Source organism: Christiangramia portivictoriae DSM 23547 (genome assembly GCF_000423045.1).
GTDB classification, from domain to species: domain Bacteria; phylum Bacteroidota; class Bacteroidia; order Flavobacteriales; family Flavobacteriaceae; genus Christiangramia; species Christiangramia portivictoriae.
This window is the reverse complement of the sequence record NZ_AUHF01000007.1, coordinates 240,851-265,654: the sequence shown is the minus strand read 5'-3', so window position 1 is coordinate 265,654 and position 24,804 is coordinate 240,851. Positions and strand designations below refer to the sequence as shown.

Genomic DNA, 24,804 nt, shown 5'->3' with positions numbered 1-24,804 from the left:
GAGAAAAAATTCTGTTGAATTGTCCAGTTTATAGCCAATCCCCAATCGAATTAGATGCTAGATGTCTGGCCGAATTGGTTTTTAGAAAATTAATCCTCTTCCTTATCCATGGAATTCCATCCTCTGGCAATCAATGGTAATTTTTGATTCGCCCTGGTGATCAAGTGCATTCCTTCATTTTCCTCGGTCATATGACCAATAATGGTTAAGTGCGGATTTCCTTTGATTTTATCATAATCGGACTGGGCGATTGAAAAGAGCAATTCGTAGTCCTCACCACCGCTTAGTGCGATCGTGGTGCTATCGATATTGAATTCTTCGCAAACTGAAATCACAGCAGGATCCAGCGGAATTTTCTCTTCATAAAGATTGGCTCCTACTTTTGAGCTTTTGCAAATATGAATGATCTCAGAAGATAAACCATCGCTGATGTCGATCATGGCATTTGGCTTTACACCAAGATCCTTCAGCAGTTTTGGAATATCTTTTCGTGCTTCAGGTTTTAATTGTCTTTCAATAAGATAAGTGTACTGCTCAAGATCTGGTTGCGAATTTGGATTTGCTTTAAAAACTTCTTTCTCACGCTCCAATACCTGAAGACCCATATAGGCTGCTCCAAGATCACCGGTAACCACGAGAAGATCGTTAGGTTTGGCTCCATCTCTATACGCGATATCTTCCTTTTTTGCATGACCAATCGCCGTCACACTAATCAGGAATCCGGAAGTCGAAGATGTGGTATCACCACCGATAACATCAACATTATAGACTTTCGAAGCTAATTGTACCCCAGCGTAGAACTCTTCCAGGGCTTCCACCGGGAACCTGTTTGATACAGCGATAGAAACTGTAACCTGGCTCGCGGTAGCGTTCATTGCGTAGATGTCTGAAAGATTGACCATAAGTGCTTTGTAACCCAGGTGCTTTAAAGGCATATAGGCGAGATCAAAATGCACTCCTTCCACCAGTAGATCTGTACTAATCACGGTTTCTTCCCCATCAAACTTCAGAACGGCGGCATCATCTCCAATCGCCTTGATCGTGGAATCAAGTTTTGGGCTGAAATGTTTGGTTAGGTGTTCGATCAATCCAAATTCACCTAATTCTGAAAGGTTCGTCTTACTTTCCTGACTATTATCAAACATGCAATGAAAATTTAGACTGCAAAAATACAAGAATAAAATGCAATTCAGAAGAAAGCATGTAAAGCTTCTGGAACTACGAAATTATCGTTGCAGAGACTACTGAAATGTCTATTGAAGACTTCTATCATTCAATTCTTAAAACATATTCTTAGTCTATGGTAAACCGCTTGTTTTATAGTATATTTGCAGTCAATTTAGATGTAATCTTTATAGCTTATGATTAAAGTTAGCGAAGAGGCTAAAAAGAAAATTTCTGTCCTCATGACTGAAGAGGGATTCAACACTTCAGCAGACTATGTTCGGGTAGGAGTGAAGAGCGGAGGATGTTCTGGGTTGTCTTATGAACTTACGTTCGACAATAACCAGGCTGAAGGCGATAAAGTCTTCGAAGATAACGATGTAAAGATCGTTGTTGACAAACGCAGTGTGCTTTATCTGGCTGGAACTATTTTAGAATATTCCGGAGGATTGAATGGAAAAGGATTTGTTTTTAACAACCCGAACGCACAAAGAACCTGTGGATGCGGTGAAAGTTTTTCACTGTAAAAATTATGTATCGGTTATCACCGATCTTTAATTTAATTAGAAATACGAAGAATGGCATATACTGAAGACGATTTAAAGAAAGAGCTCGAAACAAAGGAATACGAATATGGATTTTATACAGATATAGAATCTGATACTTTTCCTGTGGGCTTGAACGAAGATATCGTAAGAGCAATATCCAAGAAAAAGGAAGAGCCGGAGTGGATGACGCAATGGCGTTTGGAAGCTTTTCGGGAATGGGAGAAAATGGAAGAGCCGGATTGGGCTAATGTAAATTATCCAAAACCAGATTTCCAGGCGATCTCTTATTACTCAGCTCCAAACAAAAAGCCGAAGTATGATAGTCTTGATGAGGTGGATCCGGAATTACTGGACACATTTAAGAGATTGGGTATTTCGCTGGATGAGCAGAAAAAACTTGCCGGTGTGGCGGTAGATGTGGTGATGGATTCAGTTTCTGTAACCACCACTTTTAAAAAGACACTTGCTGAAAAAGGTATTATTTTCTGTTCTATTTCTGAAGCGATCAAAGAACATCCGGATCTGGTAAAGAAATATCTTGGAACCGTGGTTCCTCAGAAGGATAATTTTTACGCTGCTCTTAATTCGGCAGTATTTAGTGATGGATCATTCTGTTATATTCCAAAAGGTGTTCGCTGCCCAATGGAATTATCCACATACTTTAGAATAAACCAGGCAGGAACCGGGCAGTTCGAGAGAACGCTGGTTGTTGCAGACGAGAGCAGTTATGTAAGTTACCTGGAAGGTTGTACTGCGCCATCGCGTGATGAGAACCAGCTGCATGCTGCAGTTGTGGAGCTTATCGCTTTGGATGATGCTGAGATCAAATACAGTACGGTACAAAACTGGTTCCCTGGAAATAAAGAAGGAAAAGGTGGAGTTTTTAATTTTGTAACTAAACGTGGACTTTGTGAAAAAGGAGCGAAAATTTCCTGGACTCAGGTAGAGACAGGATCGGCAGTTACCTGGAAATATCCAAGCTGTATTCTGAAAGGTGATAACTCGGTAGGGGAATTTTACTCAATCGCAGTGACGAACAACTTTCAGCAGGCAGATACGGGAACCAAGATGATTCACCTTGGTAAAAACACTAAGAGTACGATCATTTCCAAAGGTATTTCCGCAGGAAAATCCCAGAACTCTTATCGTGGTCTGGTTCAGATAAATGGTAGAGCGCAGAATGCCAGAAATTTTTCACAATGTGATTCGCTTTTGATGGGGAATGAATGCGGAGCGCATACTTTTCCATATATCGAAGTCAAAAATAAATCTGCGCAGGTAGAACACGAAGCCACAACAAGTAAGATCGGGGAAGACCAGATCTTCTACTGTAACCAGCGTGGTATCGATACTGAAAAAGCGATCGCGTTGATCGTAAATGGTTTCAGTAAAGAGGTGTTAAATAAACTTCCTATGGAATTTGCAGTGGAGGCTCAGAAATTACTGGAGATCTCACTGGAAGGTTCAGTAGGATAATTGATCCGGAAAATAACTTGATCGATGAAAAGGTTTTTTGAAATACTGATCGTAGCTATTTTGTTCGTATCCTGCCAGGATGATGAGCAAAAGGATCTGCAAACAGAGCCGGCGACTGCTAAGGTTGAGGATAGTCTGGAAATACTGCAGGGAGACTATGTTTATGTAGCCGATGCGGCAGTGCTTCGAGGTGAAAATTTCGTGTACGGAGTTAAACAGGATTCGGTTGCGATGCTACTATCAGAAAAAGTGAGCGATCTGAAATCTGACGATTTTGAAATGATCCCGGTTCGTGTTAGAGCGAAAATTCTCGCAAATCCAAGACTGGAAGGCTGGGATGAGATTATCGAGATCAAGGAAATCCTGGAAATTTCAGGAGCCAGTATTTCAGATACGATAGAATAAAATAAGAAAAGAATATCAAACAGTCTGCAAAAGCAGATTCAGAAATAACAGACATGCTTAAAGTAAAGAATTTACACGCCAGTATTGAAGATAAAGAGATCCTTAAAGGAATTAACCTGGAAATAAATCCCGGAGAAGTTCACGCGATCATGGGACCAAACGGTTCCGGGAAGAGTACCCTTTCTTCAGTAATTGCAGGAAGAGAAGAGTATGAAATGACCAAGGGAGAAATGATGTTCGAAGGTGAAGACCTGAACGAACTTGATCCGGAAGAAAGAGCTCATAAAGGAGTATTTCTATCATTTCAATACCCTGTGGAAATTCCAGGTGTTTCTGTAACCAACTTTATCAAGACGGCTATTAATGCGCAAAGAAAAGCGCATGGAAAACCAGACATGCCAGCCAATGATATGCTGAAGATGATTCGTGAAAAATCTGAAATGCTGGAAATCGATAGAAAATTTCTTTCCAGATCTTTGAACGAAGGATTTTCAGGAGGAGAAAAGAAGCGTAACGAGATCTTCCAGATGGCTATGTTAGAGCCAAAATTATCTATTCTTGATGAGACAGATAGTGGATTGGACATTGATGCGTTAAAGATCGTTGCCAATGGTGTGAACAAACTTCGTTCAGAGGATAACGCCGTATTACTTATCACGCACTATCAAAGACTACTTGATTATATCGTGCCCGATTTCGTACATGTACTGGTAGATGGAAAGATCGTTAAGTCTGGAGGAAAAGAACTTGCTTACGAGCTGGAAGAAAGAGGATACGACTGGGTTAAGCAGGAAACAGTTTAATACTCGAATCGAGAAATTGAATTGTTGAATTAGAAATTAGAATGTAATGGAATTGAAAGACAAATTGGTCTCGTCATTTTTAGCCTTTGAGGAAAATTTGGACCCGAACGAGAATCTTGACACCTTGAGAAATGAAGCGATCAAAAATTTTGAAACGCTTGGTTTTCCTGGTAAAAAGGATGAAGATTGGAAGTATACCTCACTAAATTCGGTATTAAAACATGATTACAGTGTTTTTCCGAAGAAAGAAGACGCGATTGAGTATCGTGATATCAAGAAGTACCTTATACATGATATCGATACGTATGACCTGGTTTTTATCGATGGGATCTATTCTTCTCATCTGTCGCAAACGACACACGATAAGATCGATGTTTGCCTCATGTCTGCTGCTCTCAATAAAGACAAATACAGTGCGGTCATTGAAAATTACTACAATAAAGTAGCTCCAAAAACCAGCCTTAATTCACTGAATACAGCATTTGCCAGGGAAGGAGCTTTTATTCATATTCATAAGAATACACAGGCAGATAAGCCTATACAAATCATCAATTTTGCTACTGGAAACGAGTCTGCCCTAATGTTACAGCCTAGAAATCTGGTTGTCGTGGATGAGAATTCGCATGTGCAGATCATTGAAAGACACCAAAGTCTTACAGATCATCCGGTGCTTACCAACTCTGTTACTGAAATCTTTGCTGATAAAAGGGCGATTATAGATTATTATAAGATCCAGAATGATAAATCATCTGCTTCACTCATTGATAATACTTTTATCAATCAAAAAGGTGAAAGTAATGTTTCTGTTCACACCTTCTCTTTTGGTGGAAAATTAACCAGAAACAACCTGCACTTCTATCAAAACGGAGAACGTATTGATTCTACCATGAAAGGAGTTACGATCATTGAAGACAAGCAGCACGTAGATCACAACACGCTCGTACACCATATCGAGCCTAACTGTGAAAGTCACCAGAATTATAAAGGTATTTTTGACGATAAGGCAGTTGGAGTTTTTAACGGTAAAGTAGTGGTAGAGAAGGAAGCGCAAAAGACAAACGCTTACCAGTCTAATAACAACATCCTGGCTAATGATAAGGCCACGATCAACTCGAAACCACAGTTGGAGATCTTCGCAGATGATGTGCGTTGCAGCCATGGTTGTACAATCGGGCAGCTTGATGAAGAAGCTTTGTTTTATTTGCAGTCCAGAGGTATTCCACGAAAGGAAGCCAGAGGGTTACTTATGTACGCCTTCGCGAATAATGTACTGGAAAGTGTAAAGATTCCAGAAGTGAAGAAGCGAATCAACAAGCTTATCGCAGGAAAACTTGGAGTCGAGCTAGGTTTCAATTTATAGATAATAAAAAGATATTTCAGGATGAGTCAGTCAACTCAGGTCAGTAAAATAGATGTTGCAACGATCCGTCAGGATTTTCCAATTCTTGACCGGAAGGTGAATGGCTATCCGCTGGTATATTTCGATAATGCCGCGACCGCACAAACACCTAAGCAGGTGATGGATGCGATCGTGGATTATTATTCGAACTACAATGCCAATATTCATCGTGGAGTTCATGCGCTTTCTCAGGAAGCGACAGATAAATATGAGCAGGCCAGGATAAAAATTCAGCGACATTTTAATGCTGAACATGCTCATGAGATCATCATGACCTCAGGAACTACGCACGGAATCAATCTGGTGGCGAATGGTTTTTCTTCTTTGCTGAAGGAAGGTGATGAGATTCTGGTTTCAGCCATGGAGCATCATTCGAATATTGTGCCATGGCAGATGCTGGCAGAAAAGACCGGAGCCAGGCTGAAAGTCATCCCTATGGACGAAAAAGGGGAACTGGTTCTTTCTGAATACAGAAATCTGATTAGCGATCGCACGAAACTTGTTTTTGTAAACCATGTTTCCAACGCATTGGGTACGGTGAATCCTATTCAGGAAATTATCGATATTGCTCATGCTGCTGGTGCAGCGGTCTTAATAGATGGAGCTCAGGCATCACCTCATATCAAAGCCAATGTTCAGGCATTGGATGTTGACTTTTATGTAGTTTCAGCGCACAAGATGTGTGGACCAACAGGTGTTGGAATGCTCTACGGAAAACAGGAATGGCTGGAAAAGTTACCTCCCTACCAGGGTGGTGGTGAAATGATCGCTACAGTAAGCTTTGAAAAAACTACTTACGCTGGCTTGCCACATAAATTCGAAGCGGGTACACCAAACATTTGCGGTGGTATAGCTTTTGGCGCTGCTCTGGACTATATGAATGCGATTGGCTTTGAAGAAATTGCTGCTTACGAAGAAGAACTACTTCACTACGCGACTTCTAAATTGAAAGAAATAGAAGGTGTGAAAATTTACGGCGAAGCCTCAGAGAAGACGGCGGTAATCAGCTTTAACGTAAATGGATTGCATCCATACGACATAGGAACCTTGCTGGATAAAATGGGGATTGCGGTTAGAACAGGGCATCATTGTGCACAACCGGTAATGGATTTCTTTAAGATTCCCGGAACAGTACGAGCATCCTTCGCATTTTACAATACCAAAGAAGAGATCGATACATTTATGGAAGCGTTGAAAAAGGCTTTGATGATGCTACAGTAATTTGATTATCTTAGTGAACGAATAATTACTATGGATCCTTCAATTCTCTTATTCATCTAGCAAACTCACATCTTTATAGCTTTATTGCTGGTTTTGTATATTATTTTTAGAATGAACTCTACCTTTTGGTTCAAATTGGCCTGGGTTTTAGCAATCCTAATTGTACCGTTCATAGGATCTATTGCTTATTTAATTATCGGGAAAAAATCTTTATCAGCAGCCTAATGTCTTCCGTTGAAATACATCAAATAAGCGCCTGCGTGGCGCTTTTTTTTGTAATATGCCTTATCTAAAATTCCAGTTATGAAACTTTCAATATTATCTTTTATTCTAATATTCTTCGCTATTAATGACTGTTCTAATGAAGCTCAGGAAGAAATCAAATCTGTAAGCTATAAAACTTATACCCGCGGATCTTCCTCAACTTATACTATTACTCCGGAAGTGATCAAAGTAATAAGCACTGGGTTTGATGCGAGGGAACGTACCATTAAAATTTCCGAAGAGCAATGGAATACTATCATTTCAGAAGTTAAGAAAATAGACGTATCTAAAATTGAAAATCTGGAGGCACCAACAGAATCCAGGGCCAGTGATGCGGCTGCTCATGCCGAGTTAAGTCTCATACTGGATGATTCTGAATATAAATCTTCAACCTTCGACCACGGCAATCCACCCAATGCAATAAAACCATTGATTGAGGCTATTTTAAGATTGGCAGAAAATCTTGAATAGCAGGCCTGCATGTCGTACTTTTGTGCAAAATTGAGTTATGACGATTCAGGAAAAACAGAATGAAGTAATTGATGAGTTTGCAATGTTCGACGACTGGATGCAGCGTTATGAGTATATGATCGAACTTGGGAAATCACTTCCGCTAATAGACGAAAAATACAAGATCGAAGAGAACCTTATAAAAGGCTGTCAAAGCAAAGTATGGGTTCATGCAGAGCTGGATGGCGACCGCTTGTTGTTCACGGCAGATAGTGATGCCATTATTACCAAAGGAATTGTCGCGATCCTGATAAGAGTATTTTCAGATCAACATCCTTCCCAGATCATTGATGCAGACACTCAGTTTATTGATGAAATTGGTCTAAAGGAACATTTGTCTCCAACCAGAGCAAACGGACTTGTAAGTATGATCAAACAATTAAAAATGTATGCTTTGGCATATCAAACACAATTGAATTAAGATGGAGCAGGAAATAAATACACAGGAACTGGGAGAAAAAATCGTAACTGTTTTAAAGACCATTTATGATCCGGAAATTCCGGTGGATATCTACGAATTAGGTTTGATCTATGACGTGATGGTATCTACAGATTATGACGTAAAAATTTTGATGACCCTTACCACACCAAATTGTCCGGTAGCAGAAACCCTTCCATTAGAAGTGGAAGAAAAAGTGAAGTCACTGGACATGGTTAAGGATGCTGAAGTTGAAATTACCTTCGATCCACCATGGAGCCAGGATCTCATGAGCGAAGGAGCAAAACTTGAGTTAGGATTGCTTTAAACCATAGACATGGCTGAAGAAATTGTAAACAGAGTAGCCGAGAGCAAACTGGTAACCTTTAATCTGGAAGATTTTTATCCCAGGGGAGAACGTATCGTTTTTGATATTAGTGACTGGCTACTTGAAGGCCTTGTACTAAGAGAAAAAGATTTTAGAGAACAGGCCAGGAATCATAATTGGGAGCAATACAATGGTGCTTACGTTGCACTGGTGTGTTCTACAGATGCCATCGTACCTTCATGGGCTTTTATGCTGGTAAGTTCTTACCTGCAGGGGATCGCAAAAAAAACTATTATTGGAGACCTGGAGAACCTGGAAAGCCATTTGTATCAGGAGGTGATCGATCACCTGGATGTGAGTGACCTGGAGGATAAGCCGGTTATTATCAAGGGGTGTTCCAATAAGCCAGTTCCAAAGAATGCTTATATCATGATCATGCAGAAACTACAACCTGTAGTTAAAAGCTTAATGTATGGAGAGGCTTGTTCTTCAGTTCCGCTCTATAAAAAACCAAGAAAATAGTAATGAAGAAAGTTTTATTCACAGCTTTTACGCTGTTCTTGTTTGGATCTTCCCTTGCACAGGAAGAAAACGATTCCATTCCTCCTAATGGATGGCAGAAAGAAGGAAATGTACAGTTATTATTTAACCAGTCTGCCTTCAATAAAGAATGGACTGGTGGTGGAACTTCCAGCATCGCCGGAAACCTCACTGTAGACTATCAGTTTAATTATCGTAAAGATGATTTTACGTGGGATAATAGAATTCTTGCGAATTACGGACTTACAAAAGTAAAGGATGATGAATTCGAAAGAAAGACCAGTGACCGACTTGAACTCAACAGTATTGCCGGGAAGCAAGTGGAAGACACGAAATTTTATTACTCCTGGTTTTTGAATTTCAGAACCCAGTTTGCGAAAGGTTATGAATTTTCAGAAGATGCCGAAACCGGGGAAACCATTCGAACCGAAACCACTCATTTTCTTTCACCAGGTTATTTACAAACCGGGCCCGGGATGATGTATAAGAAGGGTGATAATTTCATGGTGAACCTTGCACCGGCCACGGCAAGATTGATCTTTGTAGACAGTGATTTCACGAGTCGTGCAGGTTATGTTGATGGGGACTACTTTGGAGTTGATGAAGGAAAAAGCACCAGGTTCGAACTAGGCGCTGCACTTACCGCATTCTTAAGCTATGAGATTCTTGAAAACGTAGAAATGGAGCATTCACTTGCTTTATATTCAAACTACCTTGAGAACCCGGAGAATGTAGATATTGATTATTTACTTAACCTCAACATGGGCATCAATGATTACCTTTCTGCTAACCTGATCTTCCAGGCGATCTATGATGATAATGCCGTGGGAGCTTTCCAGATTCGGGAAGTATTTGGAGTTGGGATCAATTTCGGATTCTAGAAAAAAGCTATAGATTTATGAAAAGCCCGTGAAGTTCACGGGCTTTTTCAGTTAAATTTTTGTTGAAGTATGTTGGCTTCTAATGCAGAAGCTATCTAATGATTATCTTTGTTTTTATGATTGAAAAAACCGACCTGTCCTTTGAAAAAGCTGTTCTTGTAGGTATAGTTACCAAAGACCAGAACGAGGATAAACTTGATGAATACCTGGATGAGCTGGAATTTCTAACTTTTACCGCTGGTGGTGAAGTGCAGAAACGTTTTACGCAGAAGATGGACATGCCGAATCCTAAAACCTTTATAGGAACCGGTAAGATGGAAGAGGTACGCGAATTCGTGGCAGAAAATGAAATTGGTGCCGTGATCTTTGATGATGAACTTACACCGGCTCAACAGAAGAACATCGAAAAAATATTAAAAGCCAAGATCCTGGACAGGACTAACCTGATCCTAGACATTTTTGCACAAAGAGCTAAGACCAGTTACGCCCGTACACAGGTGGAACTGGCACAATATGAATACTTATTACCAAGACTTGCCGGGATGTGGACTCACCTGGAGAGACAACGTGGTGGGATTGGAATGCGTGGACCAGGAGAAACAGAGATCGAAACCGACCGTCGTATTGTTCGTGACAAAATATCCTTGCTTAAGAAAAAACTGGAAACCATCGACAAGCAGATGGAAGTGCAAAGGGGGAACAGGGGACAACTGGTTCGTGTAGCTCTTGTGGGATATACCAACGTAGGGAAGTCTACCTTGATGAATGCAATTAGTAAGAGCGAGGTTTTTGCTGAAAATAAATTGTTCGCAACACTGGATACTACCGTAAGAAAAGTAGTGATTCGAAACCTGCCATTTCTCTTGAGTGATACCGTAGGTTTTATAAGAAAACTGCCTACTCAACTGGTGGAATCTTTTAAATCCACACTGGATGAGGTACGGGAAGCAGATCTTCTTTTGCACGTGGTGGATATCTCTCATGCCAATTTTGAAGATCATATTGCATCCGTAAACCAGATTCTTACAGAGATCGAAGCCCTGGGCAAACCAACCATCATGGTTTTTAATAAGATTGATGCTTACGAGCCTGAAGAGATCGAGGAAGATGATCTGGTGACAGAGCGCACTTCAGCCCACTATACACTAAAGGAATGGAAGAAAACCTGGATGAATAAAATGGGTAACAACGTGGTCTTTATTTCTGCTACTGAAAAGGAGAACTTCGAGCATTTTAGGAAAAGAGTATACGAAGCCGTTCGAGAAATACATATCACAAGATTTCCGTACAATAATTTCCTATACCCGGAATATGATAAATATGGCGAGGCTAAGGAATAGTTAGCTTAGAAATTTGATGCCGGTAAGATTTTCAGAAACAGCCCATAATTTTGCGGCTGTTTCTTTGTTTTTAGCCTGTCTGGCAATTTCAGCTTCTGCAGGCTGCCCTTTCATTTCTCTGAAACCATCAGGCCCGATATAGCAACCGCCTGCCAGTTCTTTATCTAAAGCAGCCTTGAGCGTAGGTTGCGCTCCTTTTTCCGCAGAATGAGAGATGAACGGTTCCATTGGTTTTGCAATAAGCATTAGCCATGCTGGCAAATGTCGCATCAGTTCAGTAGAAGAAACACCTGGATGCGCAGCAAGTGAACTCACATGGCTTATAGAATGCGCTTTCAATCTACGTTCCAGTTCCAGACTAAAGATAAGACAGGCCAGCTTACTCTGCCCATAAGCTTTAAATTTCGAGTAGGATTTTTCACTTTGAAGATCATTAAAATCAATTTCGGCATTTTTATGTGCGATAGAACTTAAGGATATGATCCGGGAATTCTGGGAACACGTCAAAGCTTCTTTTAATAGTCCGGTAAGTAGAAAATGCCCCAGGTAATTGACTCCTAATTGCAGCTCAAAACCGTCTTCAGTTGTTTGATATGGCGGCATCATTACCCCGGCATTGTTGATAAGAAGATCGAGTTTTTTATATGAAGATAAAAATATGGAAGAGAAGGATCTTACAGAATCCAGACTCGCCAGATCCAGTTCCTGTATTTCAACCAGTGCATCGCTATGCGCTGCAATGATCTGGTTACGCGCCTGTTCAGCTTTTTCAAGATCTCTGCAAGCCATGATCACTTTGAAATTTTTAGCAGCAAGCGCTTTTGCAGTTTCAAAACCCAGGCCGGCATTAGCTCCTGTTACAATGGCTACAGGTGTCTCATCAGGACGTGAATTAGAATTTTGATATTCGTTCATCGATGTTTTTTTAATACTTCGGAAAGATCTGGAGATCAATTATTTCTTATTTTTAAAAGATACAATCTATATCAATGAAAAGCATTCTATTTCTCCTCGTTTTAGCAATTAATATGAATACGCAGGCTCAAATACACCAGGGCTCCTGGAAACTTACTTCGGAAGACGGCAAAGCCGTGACCGATAAAGAGGTAATTCGTATTTATGCTGATGCTTATTTTACTGAAGGAGCCAAAGATCTGGATTCGGATGAATTCCTTTGGGCTCGAGGTGGCGAGTATGACCAGGAAGCGGCTCAGGTTCGAATTGATTTTGACACAAGGCAGGAAGAACCTTCAGCAGCACTCATTGTACATAAGATCGAGTTCGAAGATGAAAACAGCTTTAGTATCGAAGATGAAAAAACAACTCAAAAATGGACTCGCATCTCTGCAAATACAAATGATCTCACCGGCAACTGGCTGATCACAGCCAGAGAAAGAAACGGTGAAATGAAGCGAATAACGCCAGGCGATCGAAGAACGATAAAAATGCTGGGCGGCGATCGCTTCCAATGGGTAGCCTTTAACTCAGCCACCGGTGAATTTTTTGGTACCGGCGGTGGAACTTATATCGCAAAAGATGGCCAGTATATAGAGAATATAGAATTTTTCTCCAGGGATGCTGGCAGAGTGGGAGCGAGTCTTGAGTTCAATTACGAACTCGAGGATGGGAACTGGGTACATTCAGGGAAAAGTTCCAAGGGTGATCCTATCAAAGAGATCTGGTCATCTTATGCTGAAGCTTATTACGGAAACTAATAAATGGAGTGCTCAAATTTGAAATCAAATTCCTTCTGAAATCTTTCTGAACTTACTTTCTTTCCTGCTGAAGCATTATCCTGACTAAAATGTGGCGCTTCGAGTTGCCGGTCCTGTGCGATCTTCGTGTAGTATTCTTCGCGTGTAGGATGCTCTGGATATACAAGGTTATAAATAGAATTCGTAGCAGGTTTTTCAATTAATGCCAGAATGGCCTTGATGCAATCACGACGATGCACCAGGTTTACCGGGGCTTTAGGAGAACTAAGGTCTTTTTTTCCAGAAAGCTGATTCACAGGATGACGATCATCTCCAATTAAACCACCAAAGCGCAGAATTTCAGATTTAAAGTTATCATTGTTTAACAGCAATAGCTCAGCATTGCGTAGTTGTACTGCGATATTAGAAGAGTTATCGGTCTCGGTATTTTCGCTAACTTCAGGAAAGCCCGGTTCATTTTTATAGACAGAAGTGGAACTTACGAAAATGATCCTTGGACAATAACTTTTCTCAAGGTAAGGAATAATGGTCCTCACTTTCGAAACGAAGTCGGCTTCAGGATTTTTTCGAAGGCCGGGAGGAATATTGACCACGATACAGTCAGACTTCGCCAGAAAAGACCTGATATCGCCCTGTATCCCTTTTTCATACAATTTGATAGTATATGGAACGAGTCCCGCCGCGTGAAGATCTACAAACTTCTCATTTCTTGTTACTGAAGCTTTTACTTCATGATTCAATGCTCTCAATTCTTTTCCAAGCTCGAAACCAAGCCATCCACATCCTAAAATCGCAATCTTCATTTATTCCTTAATTCTTATTGTTTTCTTTAATATAGTAGCATCATTCAAAACGAATGGCCGAGGAATCATGTCCTCCGGTCTTTTTTCAGGCTTCAATTCTTCATTTTCGAGAAGATCGTAAGCCGATTCGTAAAGTACAAATTCTGGTTCATCTTCTGGTGCTATCGTGAATTCAATTCTCAAAGTATCCCTGTTCGAAGCATAGTAAGTAAGAATTCTTTCTTTCCAGCGCTGCGTATGCATATTGAAATACTGCTCTCCCAGTTGCTCATCCTCAGCTCTAAGATCATTGACTTTGAAATCCTTAAAATCTATATCCCTCGTTTCGTACAATTCCAGGCGGTTCATATCCCGGTTTGGAGCGATCTTTAAAGAATAGGATTTCAGGTTCGTTAAGCTGTCTTTCTCAAGCTCTTCCAGTAGGATGGTAGGTTCCGGAATATCGATATTTGGAGCAGCAGATTTTCTTCGGAAATTACTACCATATTTACTGCTGAAGTTCGACTCTGTCCCCGAATTTTCTGAGTCTTCAGTAAAATAGGAGTTCGTCCATGGATCTGGCATGAGATCGTAACTATACCAGAAACTGGCCTGCAGATCGAGATCCTTCAGATACACCAGGCTATTTGGTTTAGGTCTTTCCGAAGAAAAATCTGAGTAATAGTGCGCAGTGAAGAGCAACACATTAAATACCAGGAAGCAAAGCACCGCGAAAGACTTAAGTTTTCTGAAGTATCCAAAAAGCGGCAATAAGAATAGAAACACTAAGCTTACAAGAATAGCGGTAATAAAAAGCATTTTAAGACCCAGGGCGACCGGTAAACTCCAGATGAATGGCAGTAGTAAAATAATCGCTGGGAAGCTTAGCAATACCATGAAAATGCGGTTGGGCCTTTTCTGTCCAATCATAACGAAGAGCTGCAGCAATCCGAAGAATACGGGAATGATAAAATAAGCGGCTCCCTGGAGATACAGAGCAATAAGCGTACAGATCACCAGCCACAGAGCAAGCGGCGCTATAAAAACGGAAGCCTTGTGCGAACGTTTGCGAAACCAGTGGTAGGTGATAAAACTTACCGACAGGGCAAGAAAGATGATCAATGCAATGTACCAGTAGCCATTGTATGTAAAACCATGTTCCATTTCAGAGTACTCCGGATATATAAAAAGACAGAACTGCCAGAATGCCCAGCTGAGCAGGCCTGACAAACCAATGCTGATGAACATGGGTAAAAAGCCTTTAAAGATTTCAGTAATATTAAGACGGTCTCTTCGAATTCCGTATACAACGAGGAGGAGGAAAACCACTATGGCGAAGATTAGCATCGGAATGATCCAGTCGAACGGATATTTTACAAATTCTCCAAATGGTAAATTAAAATAAACAAGATCCCTGTCACTGGATAGATCTTTAAGATTGGCTTCGCTAAAGTGAGCAAGCAAGGGCATAAGGTAGCTGCCCTGGTGAGCAAGGGTTTCGGGATCCAGGTTGGCGGCGGTATCATTCGCCGTATGATAGTCAAAATGATCATCAATAAAAGCAAAATTATAACCGTTGATATTGCCTTTTGCACGCAGGACGGTAAGATCTGTGTCGTTAGGAAGCATTTTATAAATGCTGTAAGCGAGAGAGTTACTTACAGGGTATTCGACCTTAGCATCTGCAAAGGCTTCGATCAATTTCGCATTTTTGCCGTTTGTTTCCAGTAGCATAAAAGGATTTCCGCCACTTCCCCTGGCTTCAAAATTAAGAGCTAATCGTGCATCTTTGGCCCATGGATGATCCTGAACAAAGATCTCGGCGCCAATTAAACCAATTTCCTCAGCATCTGTAAAGAGCAATATGATATCGTTTTGTGGTATAGTTTCCTTTTCGCGGAATGCCCTAATGCCTTCCAGAATGGTGGCCACCCCACTTCCTGCGTCACTTGCACCTGGTGAAGAATGCGTGGCGCTGTCGTAATGAGTCATAAGTACCAGCGCATCACCATCTCGAGCACCTTCAATTCTGGAGAGAATATTTTGGGGTTTGCTCAAAACAGCATCAGAGTTTAGGAAATATCCTTCCTGAGTCTGTACTTCCAGACCCATTTTCTGCAATTCCTGTACGATGTAATTTCGAACTTTTGGATGTTCACTGCTCCCCACATAATGTGGTTGCTGTGCAATGGCTTCCACATGCTGGAAAGCTCTTTTGGTTGAAAATTGATCTAATGGAATTTCTTCGGAAAGCCTGGCCTGGGGAGCATCAAAATTAAAACTTAACCAAACCGCTACAAAAATAAGCAAGAAGGCAATTAAGCCTGAAAATTTAGAGTTCATGCAATGAGAATCAAAGTATTAAAGTTAGTTAAGTTTTTGAAATATGAATAAGGGAATAAGTGCCATAAGAAACAAATTCAAAAGCCTTATATTTAAGTAATTGATAATCAAATAATTAAATTATGGGTATTAAAAGTTTTACAGGTAAGAGAGCAGCGCCGGAAAAACCTGCGGAAGTCCCTATGCTGGTTAGAGACTATATGACACAAAAGCTTATCACCTTCAGGGAACATGAAAACATCATGGATGTTGTGGAGAAACTAATAAAACACAGGATCTCCGGCGGTTGTGTGGTCAACGATAGGAATGAATTGCTGGGAATTATTTCTGAAGGAGATTGTATGAAGCAGATTTCAGACAGCAGGTATTACAATATGCCAATGAAAGATCAAACGGTTGGAAAAAGAATGATTTGTGATGTGGAGACCATAGACGGGAACATGAATGTTCTTGATGCCGCGAAGATATTTATTGAAAAGAAATTCCGGAGATTTCCTATTGTAGAAAATAATCAGTTAATAGGTCAGATATCACAACGAGATGTTCTGGAAGCTGCGCTAAGATTAAAAGCACACACCTGGAGTTATTGATCCTGTTTCCGTATTTCTGCCTTTCTCATGGGCATGCCATCTATCAGGCTGAATAATTTTTCGGTTTGAACAATTTCCTGTTGCCTTAATTTAATCCCGCCATCCAGCCCAATTAGGAATATTTCAAAACCAGTATCCGGGGCAATTTTCAGATCTTCGTTTAAAGATGAGTTTATCCATGCCGATTCTTCAGGAAAAATAGTTCGGTATCGATCTTTAGAAGCTTGAATCAGCAAAAGTTTTCTTTCTGAAAGCTTGTTTGGTTCTTTTATTAATACATCAAATTGGGTTGCTAGCAAATCTGATTTAGATTTCGAGGAATAGATGACAAGGATTCGGTTTTCCCATTTATAAGATTGCAGATCCTGCGCTGTTAAGGTCATTCCGTAGAAAATTGAGATGATGATTACTATTAGATTCCGCATTTACTTTAGAGTTGTGTTGATCAAATTGTTTCTTTAATACTGCCTAACTTCTTTTTACCAAAGCGTAAAAGTCATTTTCGAGTGGCAGGTAGCCCATGTCATACACAAAGAAGTATTGCTTCCCGGTTTTGGTGGTATAGATACTGGTAAAGAATTCAAAGTTAAAGCCCCTGGAAAGTAATTTGGATTTAGCAACCGAAGTTTTATCGCCTGGATTTAATTCCTGCAGGATCCGGTAATTTTTACGCAGCGAATTATTCGTGTTTCTGATGAGGTTACTCGCATCCTTATTCATCCTGTTGTGATATGCATTACGGCAATAATCACTACAGAATTTTTTATCTGTTCTTCCAACGATCTTCTCGTTGCACTCCTCGCAAGTTTTTTGCATAGGGAAATATACTAAAAAAGTTATTTCCAAAACACTTGTGATGAAGTATTGAAAATAAATTTATAGTCCAATGAACTATACTACATACTGTAAGTCAGGTATTAAGAGTAAATAGTGAGATTGGATTTTAATGGAAAGACATTCTTTTTCTGAATGAGCAATCATCGTGATAAGTGTAAACCTATGAGTGGATGAATTAGGTTGTATGATAGAATAAATAGAACTTTGATCAATTAAAAGCTGATACCTTTAATCTAACGGTTGGCTTCCAGATTATTTACTGCACTGGCGATAGAGCAAAACTAAAACCAGGAACTCTAATTCCTGCGTTTAAAATTTGCGGAAGTTTGCAATTGATATGTATCAAAATCGTCTTCAAAATTTACCTGAATGTCTATGGTCACTGCAAAAGTATTGGAACTGATTTTTCTACCACTAATAGATCCGGCATTTACCGGGTAGTTACCTGTAATACCACAAAAACAGCTTCTTCCCAAATATGCACTGGCGGTTGCAAAACTTTCTGAATCAAGTTCAAACTCCTGTGTGCCTGCGGGAATTTCGAAATATAACCTTTGTGCGAATTCATCATCTGCCACTTCTTCGCGGCCTTCGGTTTCAAATATATATTCGAAAACCAGCATATCGCCTTCAGTAATAGATATGTCAAAACCGCGATCTGTTTCCACTGCCTCTATTTTTGAATCATCGGAATAATCAAACTCGGCATAATTGCTGTCGTCCCCGGTATCACAACTGCATATAAATGCAAAACTAAATAGGAGTAAGATTTTACTAATTGGGTAAGTGGAAATTTTCATGGGGATTAGGTTTTAGTGTTGTTACACTATAAGATAGATCCATGTTATAGAAAAAGGTTGCGTGCGTGCAGTTCTTCATTCTGGTTTAGATTGTTAAGATTTATAGATTTGAACCAGTTATCCATCGATATTCATTTCAACAGTATTCAGTAAATATCTTTCCCGGCTTATATTTTCGCTGTAAGCTTCTTGCAGTTTCCGGTCCAGGTCGATTAGTGTTGCCATTGGCAAATTCCTGTCTGCAAAAATCCTGTAGATAACAGGCTGATCAATTTTAAAGGGCTTGTTACGAATGATTGCCGAAACCTTTTGCTCAATATTATCAATTTCAGTTTTTTCTGATTCCACATAGTAGACTTCTTCAGCATTAATAAAAATATTGATATAAAACGCCTCGGATGTCTGTATATGAGTTTGAGAGTTCATCTCACTTCCGAAGAAAGTGAACAGGCAGATAAAGATAATCTTGTGAATATAAGACTGAAGAGTAATTGGTTAGCTTCAGCTATCTATCACAATTATCGTGCAAATGTCCTTGCAGTATATGATTGTGGTTGCCGAACGTGTTGCGGGTGGGTTGCAAACTTTTTGATAAAATCGATCTTTTAAATAGGGATCGTTACTTTTTTTTGACGCTGATAGATATCAAGGTTAGTGTTTATGTTATCCACTCTCTAATCCTAAATTCGGCTATGGTATCATTTTCTTTGGTGATAAAATAGTAGTGGGTGCCCCCGGAAGAATTGCCACCGGAGAACTCCATTAAGTATTTTCCGACCTTCATTTTGTATGCTTTCTGCTTAGACACCTTATCAAATGCAGAATAGTCCAAATCTTTTAGTACTATAAAATTGAGATGATATGGTTTGAATGTTAAACTATCGCGTTCTCCATTTTCTATTTCTTTGAGTTCTTTTTTCAGCCTTTGTAAGCGGTCTGAATTCCAGGATTCTCCCTGGGAATTTTGAATGTCGGTTTCAATTTTTTGTATTACATCACCTAAACAATAAGAGAAGATCATATTATCCTGGGGTAGGAATAACTTTAGATCACATTCCGGGGCGGGCATTTCTCTTGTCGACCATACAGTGGTTATCTTAAGGCTACTATCATCAGGATCACCGTAGGATGCTTGGAGATCAATTTGTTGCTCAAAAATGGTGTCACCACTATAGGTGTAATTAATTTTTAAACTATCACCATAGACCTTGGTTTTAGTTCTATAGGAGGGTTCTTCATTACGTATTTTATTTTGACTTTTTTCTTTTGCATCCTGCGAATTACAAGCGTTGAGCGTCAAAACTGCCAATAGAATTAGAATTGTTTTCATATCTGCAAAAAGTGGCTAGTGGTAGTTTATAATTATGCTTTACCCATTTTCAAATGCTTACAAACGAAAGTAAACAACTACAAGTGCTTTACGACCGATTATTAGTTGCAGTTCACTACATCTTTGTCCTGTTGAAATGAACGAATGATTTTCAACTGCAACAAAATCTTTAGTTATGAGCACTTTAAGAAACACAGTACAATTAATCGGACATGTAGGAAATGAGCCTGAAATCGTAAACCTTGAATCTGGTAAGAAGTTAGCCAAATTTTCAGTGGCGACCAATGATAGTTACAAAAATTCAAAAGGCGAGAAAATCACAGATACGCAATGGCATAATATTGTTGCCTGGGGTAAAACTGCTGAGCTTGTAGAGAATTATATTCCGAAAGGGAAGGAGATTGGAATTGAAGGAAAACTAACCAGCAGGAGTTACGAGGATAAGGATGGGATCAAAAGATATATAACTGAAGTTGTTTGCCATGAACTTTTACTACTTGGCAAATAAGCGGTAGAACTTAAAAGTAAATTTGCTGGGCTGCTCTGTAAGTATTGGCATGCGCTTCAATGATATATTTAATCTCTTTTGAATAGCCTCCGCCCATACTGCACTCCACAGGGATTTGAAGATCGTGACAGGTTTGTAGTACGAACCTGTCGCGCTCTTTACAACCCTCTATCGTGCAGGAGAGTCGGCCAAGTTTATCGGTATCCAGTATGTCTACCCCGCAAAGGTAAAAGATGAAATCAGGTTTCACCTTTTGAATGAGATCTGGCAAAGTATTTTTTAATTTCTGAAGATATTCTTTGTCCCTGGTTCCATCTTCCAGTTCAATATCCAGGTCTGAAGTTTCTTTACGAAACGGATAGTTACCCTTTCCATGCATGGAAAACGTGAATACTGAAACGTCGTTTTGAAAGATCTCAGCCGTGCCATTCCCCTGATGCACGTCCAGGTCCACGATCAGAATCTTTTGAGCCAGATTTTGATCCTGTAAATAACGGGCGGCGATTGCCTGATCGTTCAATAGGCAAAATGCTTCAGCTCTATCTGAAAAAGCATGGTGAGTTCCACCGGCTATATTCATGGAAATACCATGTTCAAGTGCATATTTACAGGCATCGATCGTGCCCTGTGCTATAATTTGTTCTCTATCCACAAGTTCTTGCGATAGCGGGAAACCAGAAACTCTTATCTCTTTTTTACTTAGCTGCAGGTTTTTTAATCTTTGCACATATTCACTGATATGGGCTCTCAAGATCAGACTTTCTTCGATAATCTCAGGCTTAAAAAAATTCTCTTCCTCACAGGTACCTTCATGCAATAATTGCTTGGGAAGCAGATCATATTTTTCCATAGGAAACCTGTGACCTTCCGGCAATGGATGTTTATAGATGGGATGAAAGGCGATTTTGAGCATAAAAAAAGCCCGGAAAGTTATTTCCAGGCGATTTGAGTTTTAGTTTATCGTAATTCCGTTGGAGACATTCTCCTCATCAGGATTCACAAAAACAAGTTTTCCTTCTTTATTTTCGGTCATCAGGATCATTCCTTCGCTTTCTACTCCGCGTAATTTTCTGGGAGCAAGGTTTACCAGCACAGTTACTTTTTTACCGATAATTTCTTCTGCTTTAAAATGTTCAGCAATACCGGAAACTACCGTTCTCTGATCAATTCCAGTATCAACTTTAAGAATCATCAGCTTTTTGGTTTTGGCCATCTTTTCAGCTTCGATAATAGTTCCAACACGCAGATCCATTTTGGTGAAATCTTCAAAAGTGGCAATCTCTTTCTGTGGTTCAGCTTTCTGGTTTTCCATTTCGTTCGCGGCTTTAGTCGCTTTTAATTTTTCCAGTTGTTGCTCCATCGCTTCATCCTCGATTTTACTAAAAAGCAGTTCCGCTTTTCCAATTTGATGTCCCGCTGGAATGAGCGCTTCACGACTTCCAATAATGTCCCAATCTGGTGTTTTGGAAGTATTCTCTCCAGTTTGATTCAGCATTCGCTTTAACTTAGCAGAAGTGAATGGCAGGAAAGGTTCGCTAATGATGCTGAGTGCGCTGGCAATTTGAAGTGCCACATACATGATCGTTTTCACCCGATCTTCATCAGTTTTAATTTGTTTCCACGGCTCTTCATCAGCAAGATATTTGTTACCAAGCCTGGCCAGGTTCATCATTTCACCCTGAGCTTCACGAAAACGGTATTTTTCAATCGAACTTGCAATGACCGATGGATATGCTTTTAATTCAGCAATGGTCTGTTCATCCACTTCAGTATATTCTCCCGGCTGCGGAATGATCCCATCGTAGTATTTGTTGGTCAAAACCACCACACGGTTAATAAAGTTTCCGAAGATAGCTACGAGCTCATTATTATTTCTGGCCTGAAAATCCTTCCAGGTAAAATCGTTGTCTTTTGTTTCCGGAGCATTTGCAGTCAGTACATAACGCAATACATCCTGTTGGTCTGGGAAATCCTGCAAATATTCATGTAACCATACCGCCCAGTTCTTTGAAGTTGAAAGTTTTTTACCCTCAAGATTCAGAAATTCATTTGCCGGCACATTCTCGGGTAAAATATAATCACCATGAGCTTTTAGCATGGTAGGGAAAATGATACAGTGAAAAACAATATTATCCTTCCCGATAAAATGTACCAGTTTGGTGTTTTCGTCTTGCCAGTACGGTTCCCAGTCTTTTCCTTCTCTCTCAGCCCATTCCTTGGTAGAGGAAATATAACCTATAGGAGCATCGAACCATACATAAAGTACTTTGCCTTCGCCACCTTCTACAGGAACCGGAATTCCCCAGTCAAGATCCCTGGTAACAGCACGAGCACGTAATCCATCGTCGATCCAGGATTTCACCTGTCCATACACATTGCTTTTCCAGTCGGCTTTATGGCCTTTCAGGATCCACTCCTTTAGCCAGTCCTCATACTGGTCCAATGGTAAAAACCAATGCTTGGTTTCTTTTAGAGTTGGAACTGCACCGGTAATGGCAGATTTTGGGTTGATAAGATCTGTAGCATTCAATGAAGTTCCGCAGTTTTCACACTGGTCTCCATAAGCCTCTTCATTCCCGCATTTTGGGCAGGTCCCGGTTACAAATCTATCTGCAAGGAATTGATTTGCTTCCGCATCGTATAGCTGCTCTGTAGATTCTTCTATAAACTTACCGTCCTCATACATTTTTTTGAAAAAGTCTGAAGCCGTTTTATGGTGAACATCACCTGAAGTCCTGGAATAGTTATCGAAGGTAATTCCGAAGTCTTCAAAAGAGGTTTTGATGATCGCATTGTATTTGTCTACTACATCCTGTGGGCTTACACCTTCCTTTTTAGCCTTGATCGTAATTGGCACACCGTGCTCGTCACTTCCACATACAAATGCCACATCGTGTCCCTGCATTCGTAAAAACCTGGAATAAATATCTGCAGGCACGTAAACGCCCGCAAGGTGTCCAATATGAATAGGCCCGTTCGTATAAGGTAAAGCCGCTGTGATCGTAAATCTCTGAGGATTTTTGCTCATTAGAATAAGTAAATTTTTAAGAGCGGTAAAGTTAAGCAAAGACGTTCGATTACGCGTTAAATTCTTGTAAAAGCGGAACCTTGTGGAACTTATCTGTATACTTTTACTACAAAAAACAACCAATGCGTAAAATTCTAGCCATTGTTGGCCTGCTGGCCATAGTTTCCTGTAATAGTAATAAAGCTGTAACTGGCTCTAATAATATTTATAGTCTTGAAAATTTATGCCGAATGTCTGCGGAAGATATTTCGCGTAATTATCCGCAATCAAACACAGAAGAAGGAGTGGATGAATTTGAGGAAGGAACCGAGACCAAACCATATAGTATCCTTTTTCCTCAAACTGAAGACGAGGTCTTGATCACGTGGCAAACTGAGGAGAAGAAAAAGGTGAGTTCTATCAATTATTCGGGAAAAGGTAGATGGACCACTGCTGATGGAATCAAGGTTGGAATGAGCCTGGAGGATCTGAACGAATTGAATGCCAAGCCAGTGTCTTTTTACGGTTTTGGATGGGATTATAGCGGTGCTGTGGACTGGAATGGTGGAAAACTGGCGAAATCTGGCATTGGCGTTTTCCTGGAAACTAACAAGGACATTCCCAATAAATTTTATGGCGATAAGATCGTTAAAGGCAGTAAAGAAGAAATTGATGCCCTAGATCTTCAGGTAGGTTCTGTGATGTTGATGAATGAGGTAAACTAGTTTTACGATTGGCTGCTCATAATGATCTGGGTAAGAAAGGGGAGGAGTTGGCAGTTCAGTTTCTTCTGAAAAATAATTTTGAGATTCTGGAACGAAATTTCCGTTATCGAAAGGCTGAAGTAGATATTATTGCCAGAGCCGATAGAACTTTGATAGCGGTAGAAGTGAAATCCAGAACTTCAACACATTTCGGGAATCCTGAAGATTTTGTAAAACCTGCACAGATAAAATTGCTAGTAGAGGCAATGAATCACTATTCCGAAAAACATCGTTCAGATCTGGAGATCAGGTTTGATATTATAGCGATCCTAAAAACTGGATCCAACTTCGAAATCGAACATATTCAGGATGCTTTTCTTTATTTCTGATCGTTTGGAATTTTTCTGAATTCAAAGCTTATTTCATTCTCCTTTCCAGAGATCACGGCATTTAAATTAGCTGCATTTTCGAAGTAACGAATCTTTTGAGGGAATTCATTAGCTAAATTCTCAGCAACAAACTTTTTCTTCTCCACAACAATTACTTTGAATGTTGTGGGTTGGTTATCTCCTCCAGTAATTATTAAGCTCCATTGCCCCCTATCTTGCTGGAGAAGCATCTTTTCTTTAAAATGGTATCATTCATTTTTAGTGTAAAGCCAAACCCTTCATATTCCTTTCCAGAGTTTTTCCTCCAACTTTCAAAAGTTTCCAGTCCTTCGGCCTCATTCACTCGTATCCAATCCCCCAATAGCCAGTTAAAATCATCCTGGTTTGTTTGCGCGTCTTTACAGGGTAAAAGCAGTAGAAAAAGAATAAAAAATTTAGTTCCCATGTTAAAAATCTTTCTATTAAAATACGAAAAAAGCCGGTCGATAGACCGGCTTTTTGT

Annotated in this window: 31 protein-coding genes; 18 read left to right on the top strand and 13 right to left on the bottom strand. The window is 40.0% G+C overall.

Going from position 1 to position 24,804, the window contains the following annotated elements; all coding sequences use genetic code 11:
- Positions 1-89: 89 nt before the first annotated feature.
- On the bottom strand, positions 90-1,145 hold the full coding sequence (gene thiL, locus G529_RS0106290) for a thiamine-phosphate kinase (RefSeq protein WP_026914735.1): 1,056 nt from the start codon (positions 1,143-1,145) through the stop codon (positions 90-92).
- Positions 1,146-1,361: 216 nt separating this feature from the next.
- Between thiL and G529_RS0106285 the strand changes: the two genes are divergently transcribed.
- The 13 genes from G529_RS0106285 (at position 1,362) to hflX (ending at position 11,297) form a co-directional block, all read left to right on the top strand.
- The gene (locus G529_RS0106285; RefSeq protein WP_026914734.1) at positions 1,362-1,691 is read left to right on the top strand and encodes a HesB/IscA family protein; all 330 of its coding nucleotides are present in this window, start codon (positions 1,362-1,364) and stop codon (positions 1,689-1,691) included.
- Positions 1,692-1,742: 51 nt separating this feature from the next.
- Positions 1,743-3,188: a Fe-S cluster assembly protein SufB gene (sufB, locus tag G529_RS0106280; protein ID WP_026914733.1), complete on the top strand. Its 1,446-nt coding sequence runs from the start codon at positions 1,743-1,745 to the stop codon at positions 3,186-3,188.
- Between the two features lie 24 nt (positions 3,189-3,212).
- On the top strand, positions 3,213-3,593 hold the full coding sequence (locus G529_RS0106275; protein WP_026914732.1) for a hypothetical protein: 381 nt from the start codon (positions 3,213-3,215) through the stop codon (positions 3,591-3,593).
- Between the two features lie 53 nt (positions 3,594-3,646).
- A complete protein-coding gene (gene sufC, locus G529_RS0106270) occupies positions 3,647-4,396 on the top strand; it encodes a Fe-S cluster assembly ATPase SufC (RefSeq protein ID WP_026914731.1) in 750 nt (249 codons plus the stop codon).
- Positions 4,397-4,442: 46 nt separating this feature from the next.
- On the top strand, positions 4,443-5,756 hold the full coding sequence (gene sufD, locus G529_RS0106265; RefSeq protein WP_026914730.1) for a Fe-S cluster assembly protein SufD: 1,314 nt from the start codon (positions 4,443-4,445) through the stop codon (positions 5,754-5,756).
- Positions 5,757-5,777: 21 nt separating this feature from the next.
- Positions 5,778-7,016, top strand: coding sequence for an aminotransferase class V-fold PLP-dependent enzyme (locus G529_RS0106260; RefSeq protein ID WP_026914729.1), 1,239 nt, complete (start codon positions 5,778-5,780; stop codon positions 7,014-7,016).
- 84 nt (positions 7,017-7,100) lie between these two features.
- A complete protein-coding gene (locus G529_RS16845) occupies positions 7,101-7,241 on the top strand; it encodes a PLDc N-terminal domain-containing protein (protein WP_422678724.1) in 141 nt (46 codons plus the stop codon).
- Between the two features lie 78 nt (positions 7,242-7,319).
- Entirely contained in the window at positions 7,320-7,751 is a 432-nt protein-coding gene (locus G529_RS0106250; RefSeq protein WP_026914728.1) for a hypothetical protein, read from the top strand.
- A gap of 37 nt (positions 7,752-7,788) precedes the next feature.
- Positions 7,789-8,211, top strand: a complete 423-nt coding sequence (locus tag G529_RS0106245) for a SufE family protein (protein WP_026914727.1) — start codon at positions 7,789-7,791, stop codon at positions 8,209-8,211.
- A 1-nt stretch (position 8,212) separates the two neighbouring features.
- Positions 8,213-8,536, top strand: coding sequence for an iron-sulfur cluster assembly protein (locus tag G529_RS0106240; RefSeq protein WP_026914726.1), 324 nt, complete (start codon positions 8,213-8,215; stop codon positions 8,534-8,536).
- Between the two features lie 9 nt (positions 8,537-8,545).
- On the top strand, positions 8,546-9,058 hold the full coding sequence (locus G529_RS0106235) for a DUF2480 family protein (RefSeq protein WP_026914725.1): 513 nt from the start codon (positions 8,546-8,548) through the stop codon (positions 9,056-9,058).
- A gap of 2 nt (positions 9,059-9,060) precedes the next feature.
- Positions 9,061-9,957 (top strand): DUF3078 domain-containing protein, encoded by an 897-nt coding sequence (locus G529_RS0106230; RefSeq protein ID WP_026914724.1) that lies wholly within the window; start codon positions 9,061-9,063, stop codon positions 9,955-9,957.
- Positions 9,958-10,073: 116 nt separating this feature from the next.
- Entirely contained in the window at positions 10,074-11,297 is a 1,224-nt protein-coding gene (gene hflX / locus G529_RS0106225; RefSeq protein WP_026914723.1) for a GTPase HflX, read from the top strand.
- Here the strand turns inward: hflX and G529_RS0106220 are convergent, their stop codons facing one another.
- Positions 11,298-12,212 carry an oxidoreductase gene (locus G529_RS0106220; RefSeq protein WP_026914722.1) on the bottom strand — a complete coding sequence of 305 codons (915 nt, stop codon included), beginning with the start codon at positions 12,210-12,212 and terminating at the stop codon, positions 11,298-11,300. It lies immediately after the preceding gene.
- A 74-nt stretch (positions 12,213-12,286) separates the two neighbouring features.
- Here G529_RS0106220 and G529_RS0106215 point away from each other — a divergent pair, with 74 nt between their 5' ends.
- On the top strand, positions 12,287-13,012 hold the full coding sequence (locus G529_RS0106215; RefSeq protein ID WP_026914721.1) for a hypothetical protein: 726 nt from the start codon (positions 12,287-12,289) through the stop codon (positions 13,010-13,012).
- Here G529_RS0106215 and G529_RS0106210 read toward each other — a convergent pair.
- Together G529_RS0106210 and G529_RS0106205 are read right to left on the bottom strand one after the other, a co-directional pair.
- Entirely contained in the window at positions 13,009-13,815 is an 807-nt protein-coding gene (locus G529_RS0106210; RefSeq protein WP_026914720.1) for an NAD(P)H-binding protein, read from the bottom strand. The genes G529_RS0106215 and G529_RS0106210 overlap by 4 nt on opposite strands.
- A complete protein-coding gene (locus G529_RS0106205; protein ID WP_245566897.1) occupies positions 13,816-16,104 on the bottom strand; it encodes a M28 family peptidase in 2,289 nt (762 codons plus the stop codon).
- 155 nt (positions 16,105-16,259) lie between these two features.
- On the opposite strand from G529_RS0106205, the gene G529_RS0106200 reads away from it, so the two are divergent.
- Positions 16,260-16,727 (top strand): CBS domain-containing protein, encoded by a 468-nt coding sequence (locus G529_RS0106200; RefSeq protein ID WP_026914718.1) that lies wholly within the window; start codon positions 16,260-16,262, stop codon positions 16,725-16,727.
- Here the strand turns inward: G529_RS0106200 and G529_RS0106195 are convergent.
- From G529_RS0106195 to G529_RS0106175, 5 genes are all read right to left on the bottom strand, one after another.
- Positions 16,721-17,152 carry a DUF4174 domain-containing protein gene (locus tag G529_RS0106195; RefSeq protein WP_026914717.1) on the bottom strand — a complete coding sequence of 144 codons (432 nt, stop codon included), beginning with the start codon at positions 17,150-17,152 and terminating at the stop codon, positions 16,721-16,723. The two genes, G529_RS0106200 and G529_RS0106195, sit on opposite strands and share 7 nt — an antisense overlap.
- Positions 17,153-17,195: 43 nt before the next feature.
- A complete protein-coding gene (locus tag G529_RS0106190; RefSeq protein ID WP_026914716.1) occupies positions 17,196-17,543 on the bottom strand; it encodes a hypothetical protein in 348 nt (115 codons plus the stop codon).
- 317 nt (positions 17,544-17,860) lie between these two features.
- On the bottom strand, positions 17,861-18,364 hold the full coding sequence (locus tag G529_RS0106185) for a hypothetical protein (RefSeq protein ID WP_026914715.1): 504 nt from the start codon (positions 18,362-18,364) through the stop codon (positions 17,861-17,863).
- A gap of 117 nt (positions 18,365-18,481) precedes the next feature.
- The gene (locus G529_RS0106180) at positions 18,482-18,790 is read right to left on the bottom strand and encodes an ExbD/TolR family protein (protein WP_026914714.1); all 309 of its coding nucleotides are present in this window, start codon (positions 18,788-18,790) and stop codon (positions 18,482-18,484) included.
- A 232-nt stretch (positions 18,791-19,022) separates the two neighbouring features.
- Complete coding sequence (locus tag G529_RS0106175) at positions 19,023-19,694, bottom strand: hypothetical protein (protein WP_026914713.1); 672 nt, start codon at positions 19,692-19,694, stop codon at positions 19,023-19,025.
- Positions 19,695-19,869: 175 nt separating this feature from the next.
- Here G529_RS0106175 and G529_RS0106170 point away from each other — a divergent pair, with 175 nt between their 5' ends.
- Entirely contained in the window at positions 19,870-20,202 is a 333-nt protein-coding gene (locus tag G529_RS0106170) for a single-stranded DNA-binding protein (RefSeq protein WP_026914712.1), read from the top strand.
- Between the two features lie 10 nt (positions 20,203-20,212).
- On the opposite strand, the gene G529_RS0106165 is transcribed toward G529_RS0106170, so the two are convergent.
- Together G529_RS0106165 and metG are read right to left on the bottom strand one after the other, a co-directional pair.
- Positions 20,213-21,115 carry a histone deacetylase family protein gene (locus tag G529_RS0106165; RefSeq protein ID WP_026914711.1) on the bottom strand — a complete coding sequence of 301 codons (903 nt, stop codon included), beginning with the start codon at positions 21,113-21,115 and terminating at the stop codon, positions 20,213-20,215.
- Between the two features lie 39 nt (positions 21,116-21,154).
- A complete protein-coding gene (gene metG, locus G529_RS0106160) occupies positions 21,155-23,230 on the bottom strand; it encodes a methionine--tRNA ligase (protein WP_026914710.1) in 2,076 nt (691 codons plus the stop codon).
- Between the two features lie 122 nt (positions 23,231-23,352).
- On the opposite strand from metG, the gene G529_RS0106155 reads away from it, so the two are divergent.
- Entirely contained in the window at positions 23,353-23,934 is a 582-nt protein-coding gene (locus G529_RS0106155; RefSeq protein ID WP_026914709.1) for a hypothetical protein, read from the top strand.
- A gap of 8 nt (positions 23,935-23,942) precedes the next feature.
- Entirely contained in the window at positions 23,943-24,302 is a 360-nt protein-coding gene (locus G529_RS0106150; RefSeq protein WP_026914708.1) for a YraN family protein, read from the top strand.
- Here G529_RS0106150 and G529_RS16485 read toward each other — a convergent pair.
- Both G529_RS16485 and G529_RS15545 read right to left on the bottom strand, forming a co-directional pair.
- Positions 24,293-24,448, bottom strand: coding sequence for a hypothetical protein (locus tag G529_RS16485; protein WP_157514547.1), 156 nt, complete (start codon positions 24,446-24,448; stop codon positions 24,293-24,295). The two genes, G529_RS0106150 and G529_RS16485, sit on opposite strands and share 10 nt — an antisense overlap.
- Positions 24,449-24,495: 47 nt before the next feature.
- Positions 24,496-24,747, bottom strand: a complete 252-nt coding sequence (locus G529_RS15545; RefSeq protein WP_026914707.1) for a hypothetical protein — start codon at positions 24,745-24,747, stop codon at positions 24,496-24,498.
- Positions 24,748-24,804: the final 57 nt, after the last annotated feature.

Bases quoted from the DNA above. Each gene is read 5' to 3' on its own strand.
- G529_RS0106180 (WP_026914714.1), bottom strand. From the start codon at position 18,790: ATGAACTCTCAAACTCATATACAGACATCCGAGGCGTTTTATATCAAT.
- G529_RS0106250 (WP_026914728.1), top strand. From the start codon at position 7,320: ATGAAACTTTCAATATTATCTTTTATTCTAATATTCTTCGCTATTAAT.
- G529_RS0106170 (WP_026914712.1), top strand. From the start codon at position 19,870: ATGAGCACTTTAAGAAACACAGTACAATTAATCGGACATGTAGGAAAT.
- G529_RS0106185 (WP_026914715.1), bottom strand. From the start codon at position 18,364: ATGAAAATTTCCACTTACCCAATTAGTAAAATCTTACTCCTATTTAGT.
- G529_RS0106165 (WP_026914711.1), bottom strand. From the start codon at position 21,115: ATGCTCAAAATCGCCTTTCATCCCATCTATAAACATCCATTGCCGGAA.
- thiL (WP_026914735.1), bottom strand. From the start codon at position 1,145: ATGTTTGATAATAGTCAGGAAAGTAAGACGAACCTTTCAGAATTAGGT.
- hflX (WP_026914723.1), top strand. From the start codon at position 10,074: ATGATTGAAAAAACCGACCTGTCCTTTGAAAAAGCTGTTCTTGTAGGT.
- G529_RS15545 (WP_026914707.1), bottom strand. From the start codon at position 24,747: ATGGGAACTAAATTTTTTATTCTTTTTCTACTGCTTTTACCCTGTAAA.
- G529_RS0106230 (WP_026914724.1), top strand. From the start codon at position 9,061: ATGAAGAAAGTTTTATTCACAGCTTTTACGCTGTTCTTGTTTGGATCT.
- metG (WP_026914710.1), bottom strand. From the start codon at position 23,230: ATGAGCAAAAATCCTCAGAGATTTACGATCACAGCGGCTTTACCTTAT.
- G529_RS0106285 (WP_026914734.1), top strand. From the start codon at position 1,362: ATGATTAAAGTTAGCGAAGAGGCTAAAAAGAAAATTTCTGTCCTCATG.
- G529_RS0106235 (WP_026914725.1), top strand. From the start codon at position 8,546: ATGGCTGAAGAAATTGTAAACAGAGTAGCCGAGAGCAAACTGGTAACC.
- G529_RS0106240 (WP_026914726.1), top strand. From the start codon at position 8,213: ATGGAGCAGGAAATAAATACACAGGAACTGGGAGAAAAAATCGTAACT.
- G529_RS0106260 (WP_026914729.1), top strand. From the start codon at position 5,778: ATGAGTCAGTCAACTCAGGTCAGTAAAATAGATGTTGCAACGATCCGT.
- sufC (WP_026914731.1), top strand. From the start codon at position 3,647: ATGCTTAAAGTAAAGAATTTACACGCCAGTATTGAAGATAAAGAGATC.
- sufD (WP_026914730.1), top strand. From the start codon at position 4,443: ATGGAATTGAAAGACAAATTGGTCTCGTCATTTTTAGCCTTTGAGGAA.
- G529_RS0106190 (WP_026914716.1), bottom strand. From the start codon at position 17,543: ATGCAAAAAACTTGCGAGGAGTGCAACGAGAAGATCGTTGGAAGAACA.
- G529_RS0106245 (WP_026914727.1), top strand. From the start codon at position 7,789: ATGACGATTCAGGAAAAACAGAATGAAGTAATTGATGAGTTTGCAATG.
- G529_RS0106155 (WP_026914709.1), top strand. From the start codon at position 23,353: ATGCGTAAAATTCTAGCCATTGTTGGCCTGCTGGCCATAGTTTCCTGT.
- G529_RS0106195 (WP_026914717.1), bottom strand. From the start codon at position 17,152: ATGCGGAATCTAATAGTAATCATCATCTCAATTTTCTACGGAATGACC.
- sufB (WP_026914733.1), top strand. From the start codon at position 1,743: ATGGCATATACTGAAGACGATTTAAAGAAAGAGCTCGAAACAAAGGAA.
- G529_RS0106215 (WP_026914721.1), top strand. From the start codon at position 12,287: ATGAAAAGCATTCTATTTCTCCTCGTTTTAGCAATTAATATGAATACG.
- G529_RS0106175 (WP_026914713.1), bottom strand. From the start codon at position 19,694: ATGAAAACAATTCTAATTCTATTGGCAGTTTTGACGCTCAACGCTTGT.
- G529_RS0106200 (WP_026914718.1), top strand. From the start codon at position 16,260: ATGGGTATTAAAAGTTTTACAGGTAAGAGAGCAGCGCCGGAAAAACCT.
- G529_RS0106220 (WP_026914722.1), bottom strand. From the start codon at position 12,212: ATGAACGAATATCAAAATTCTAATTCACGTCCTGATGAGACACCTGTA.
- G529_RS0106275 (WP_026914732.1), top strand. From the start codon at position 3,213: ATGAAAAGGTTTTTTGAAATACTGATCGTAGCTATTTTGTTCGTATCC.
- G529_RS0106210 (WP_026914720.1), bottom strand. From the start codon at position 13,815: ATGAAGATTGCGATTTTAGGATGTGGATGGCTTGGTTTCGAGCTTGGA.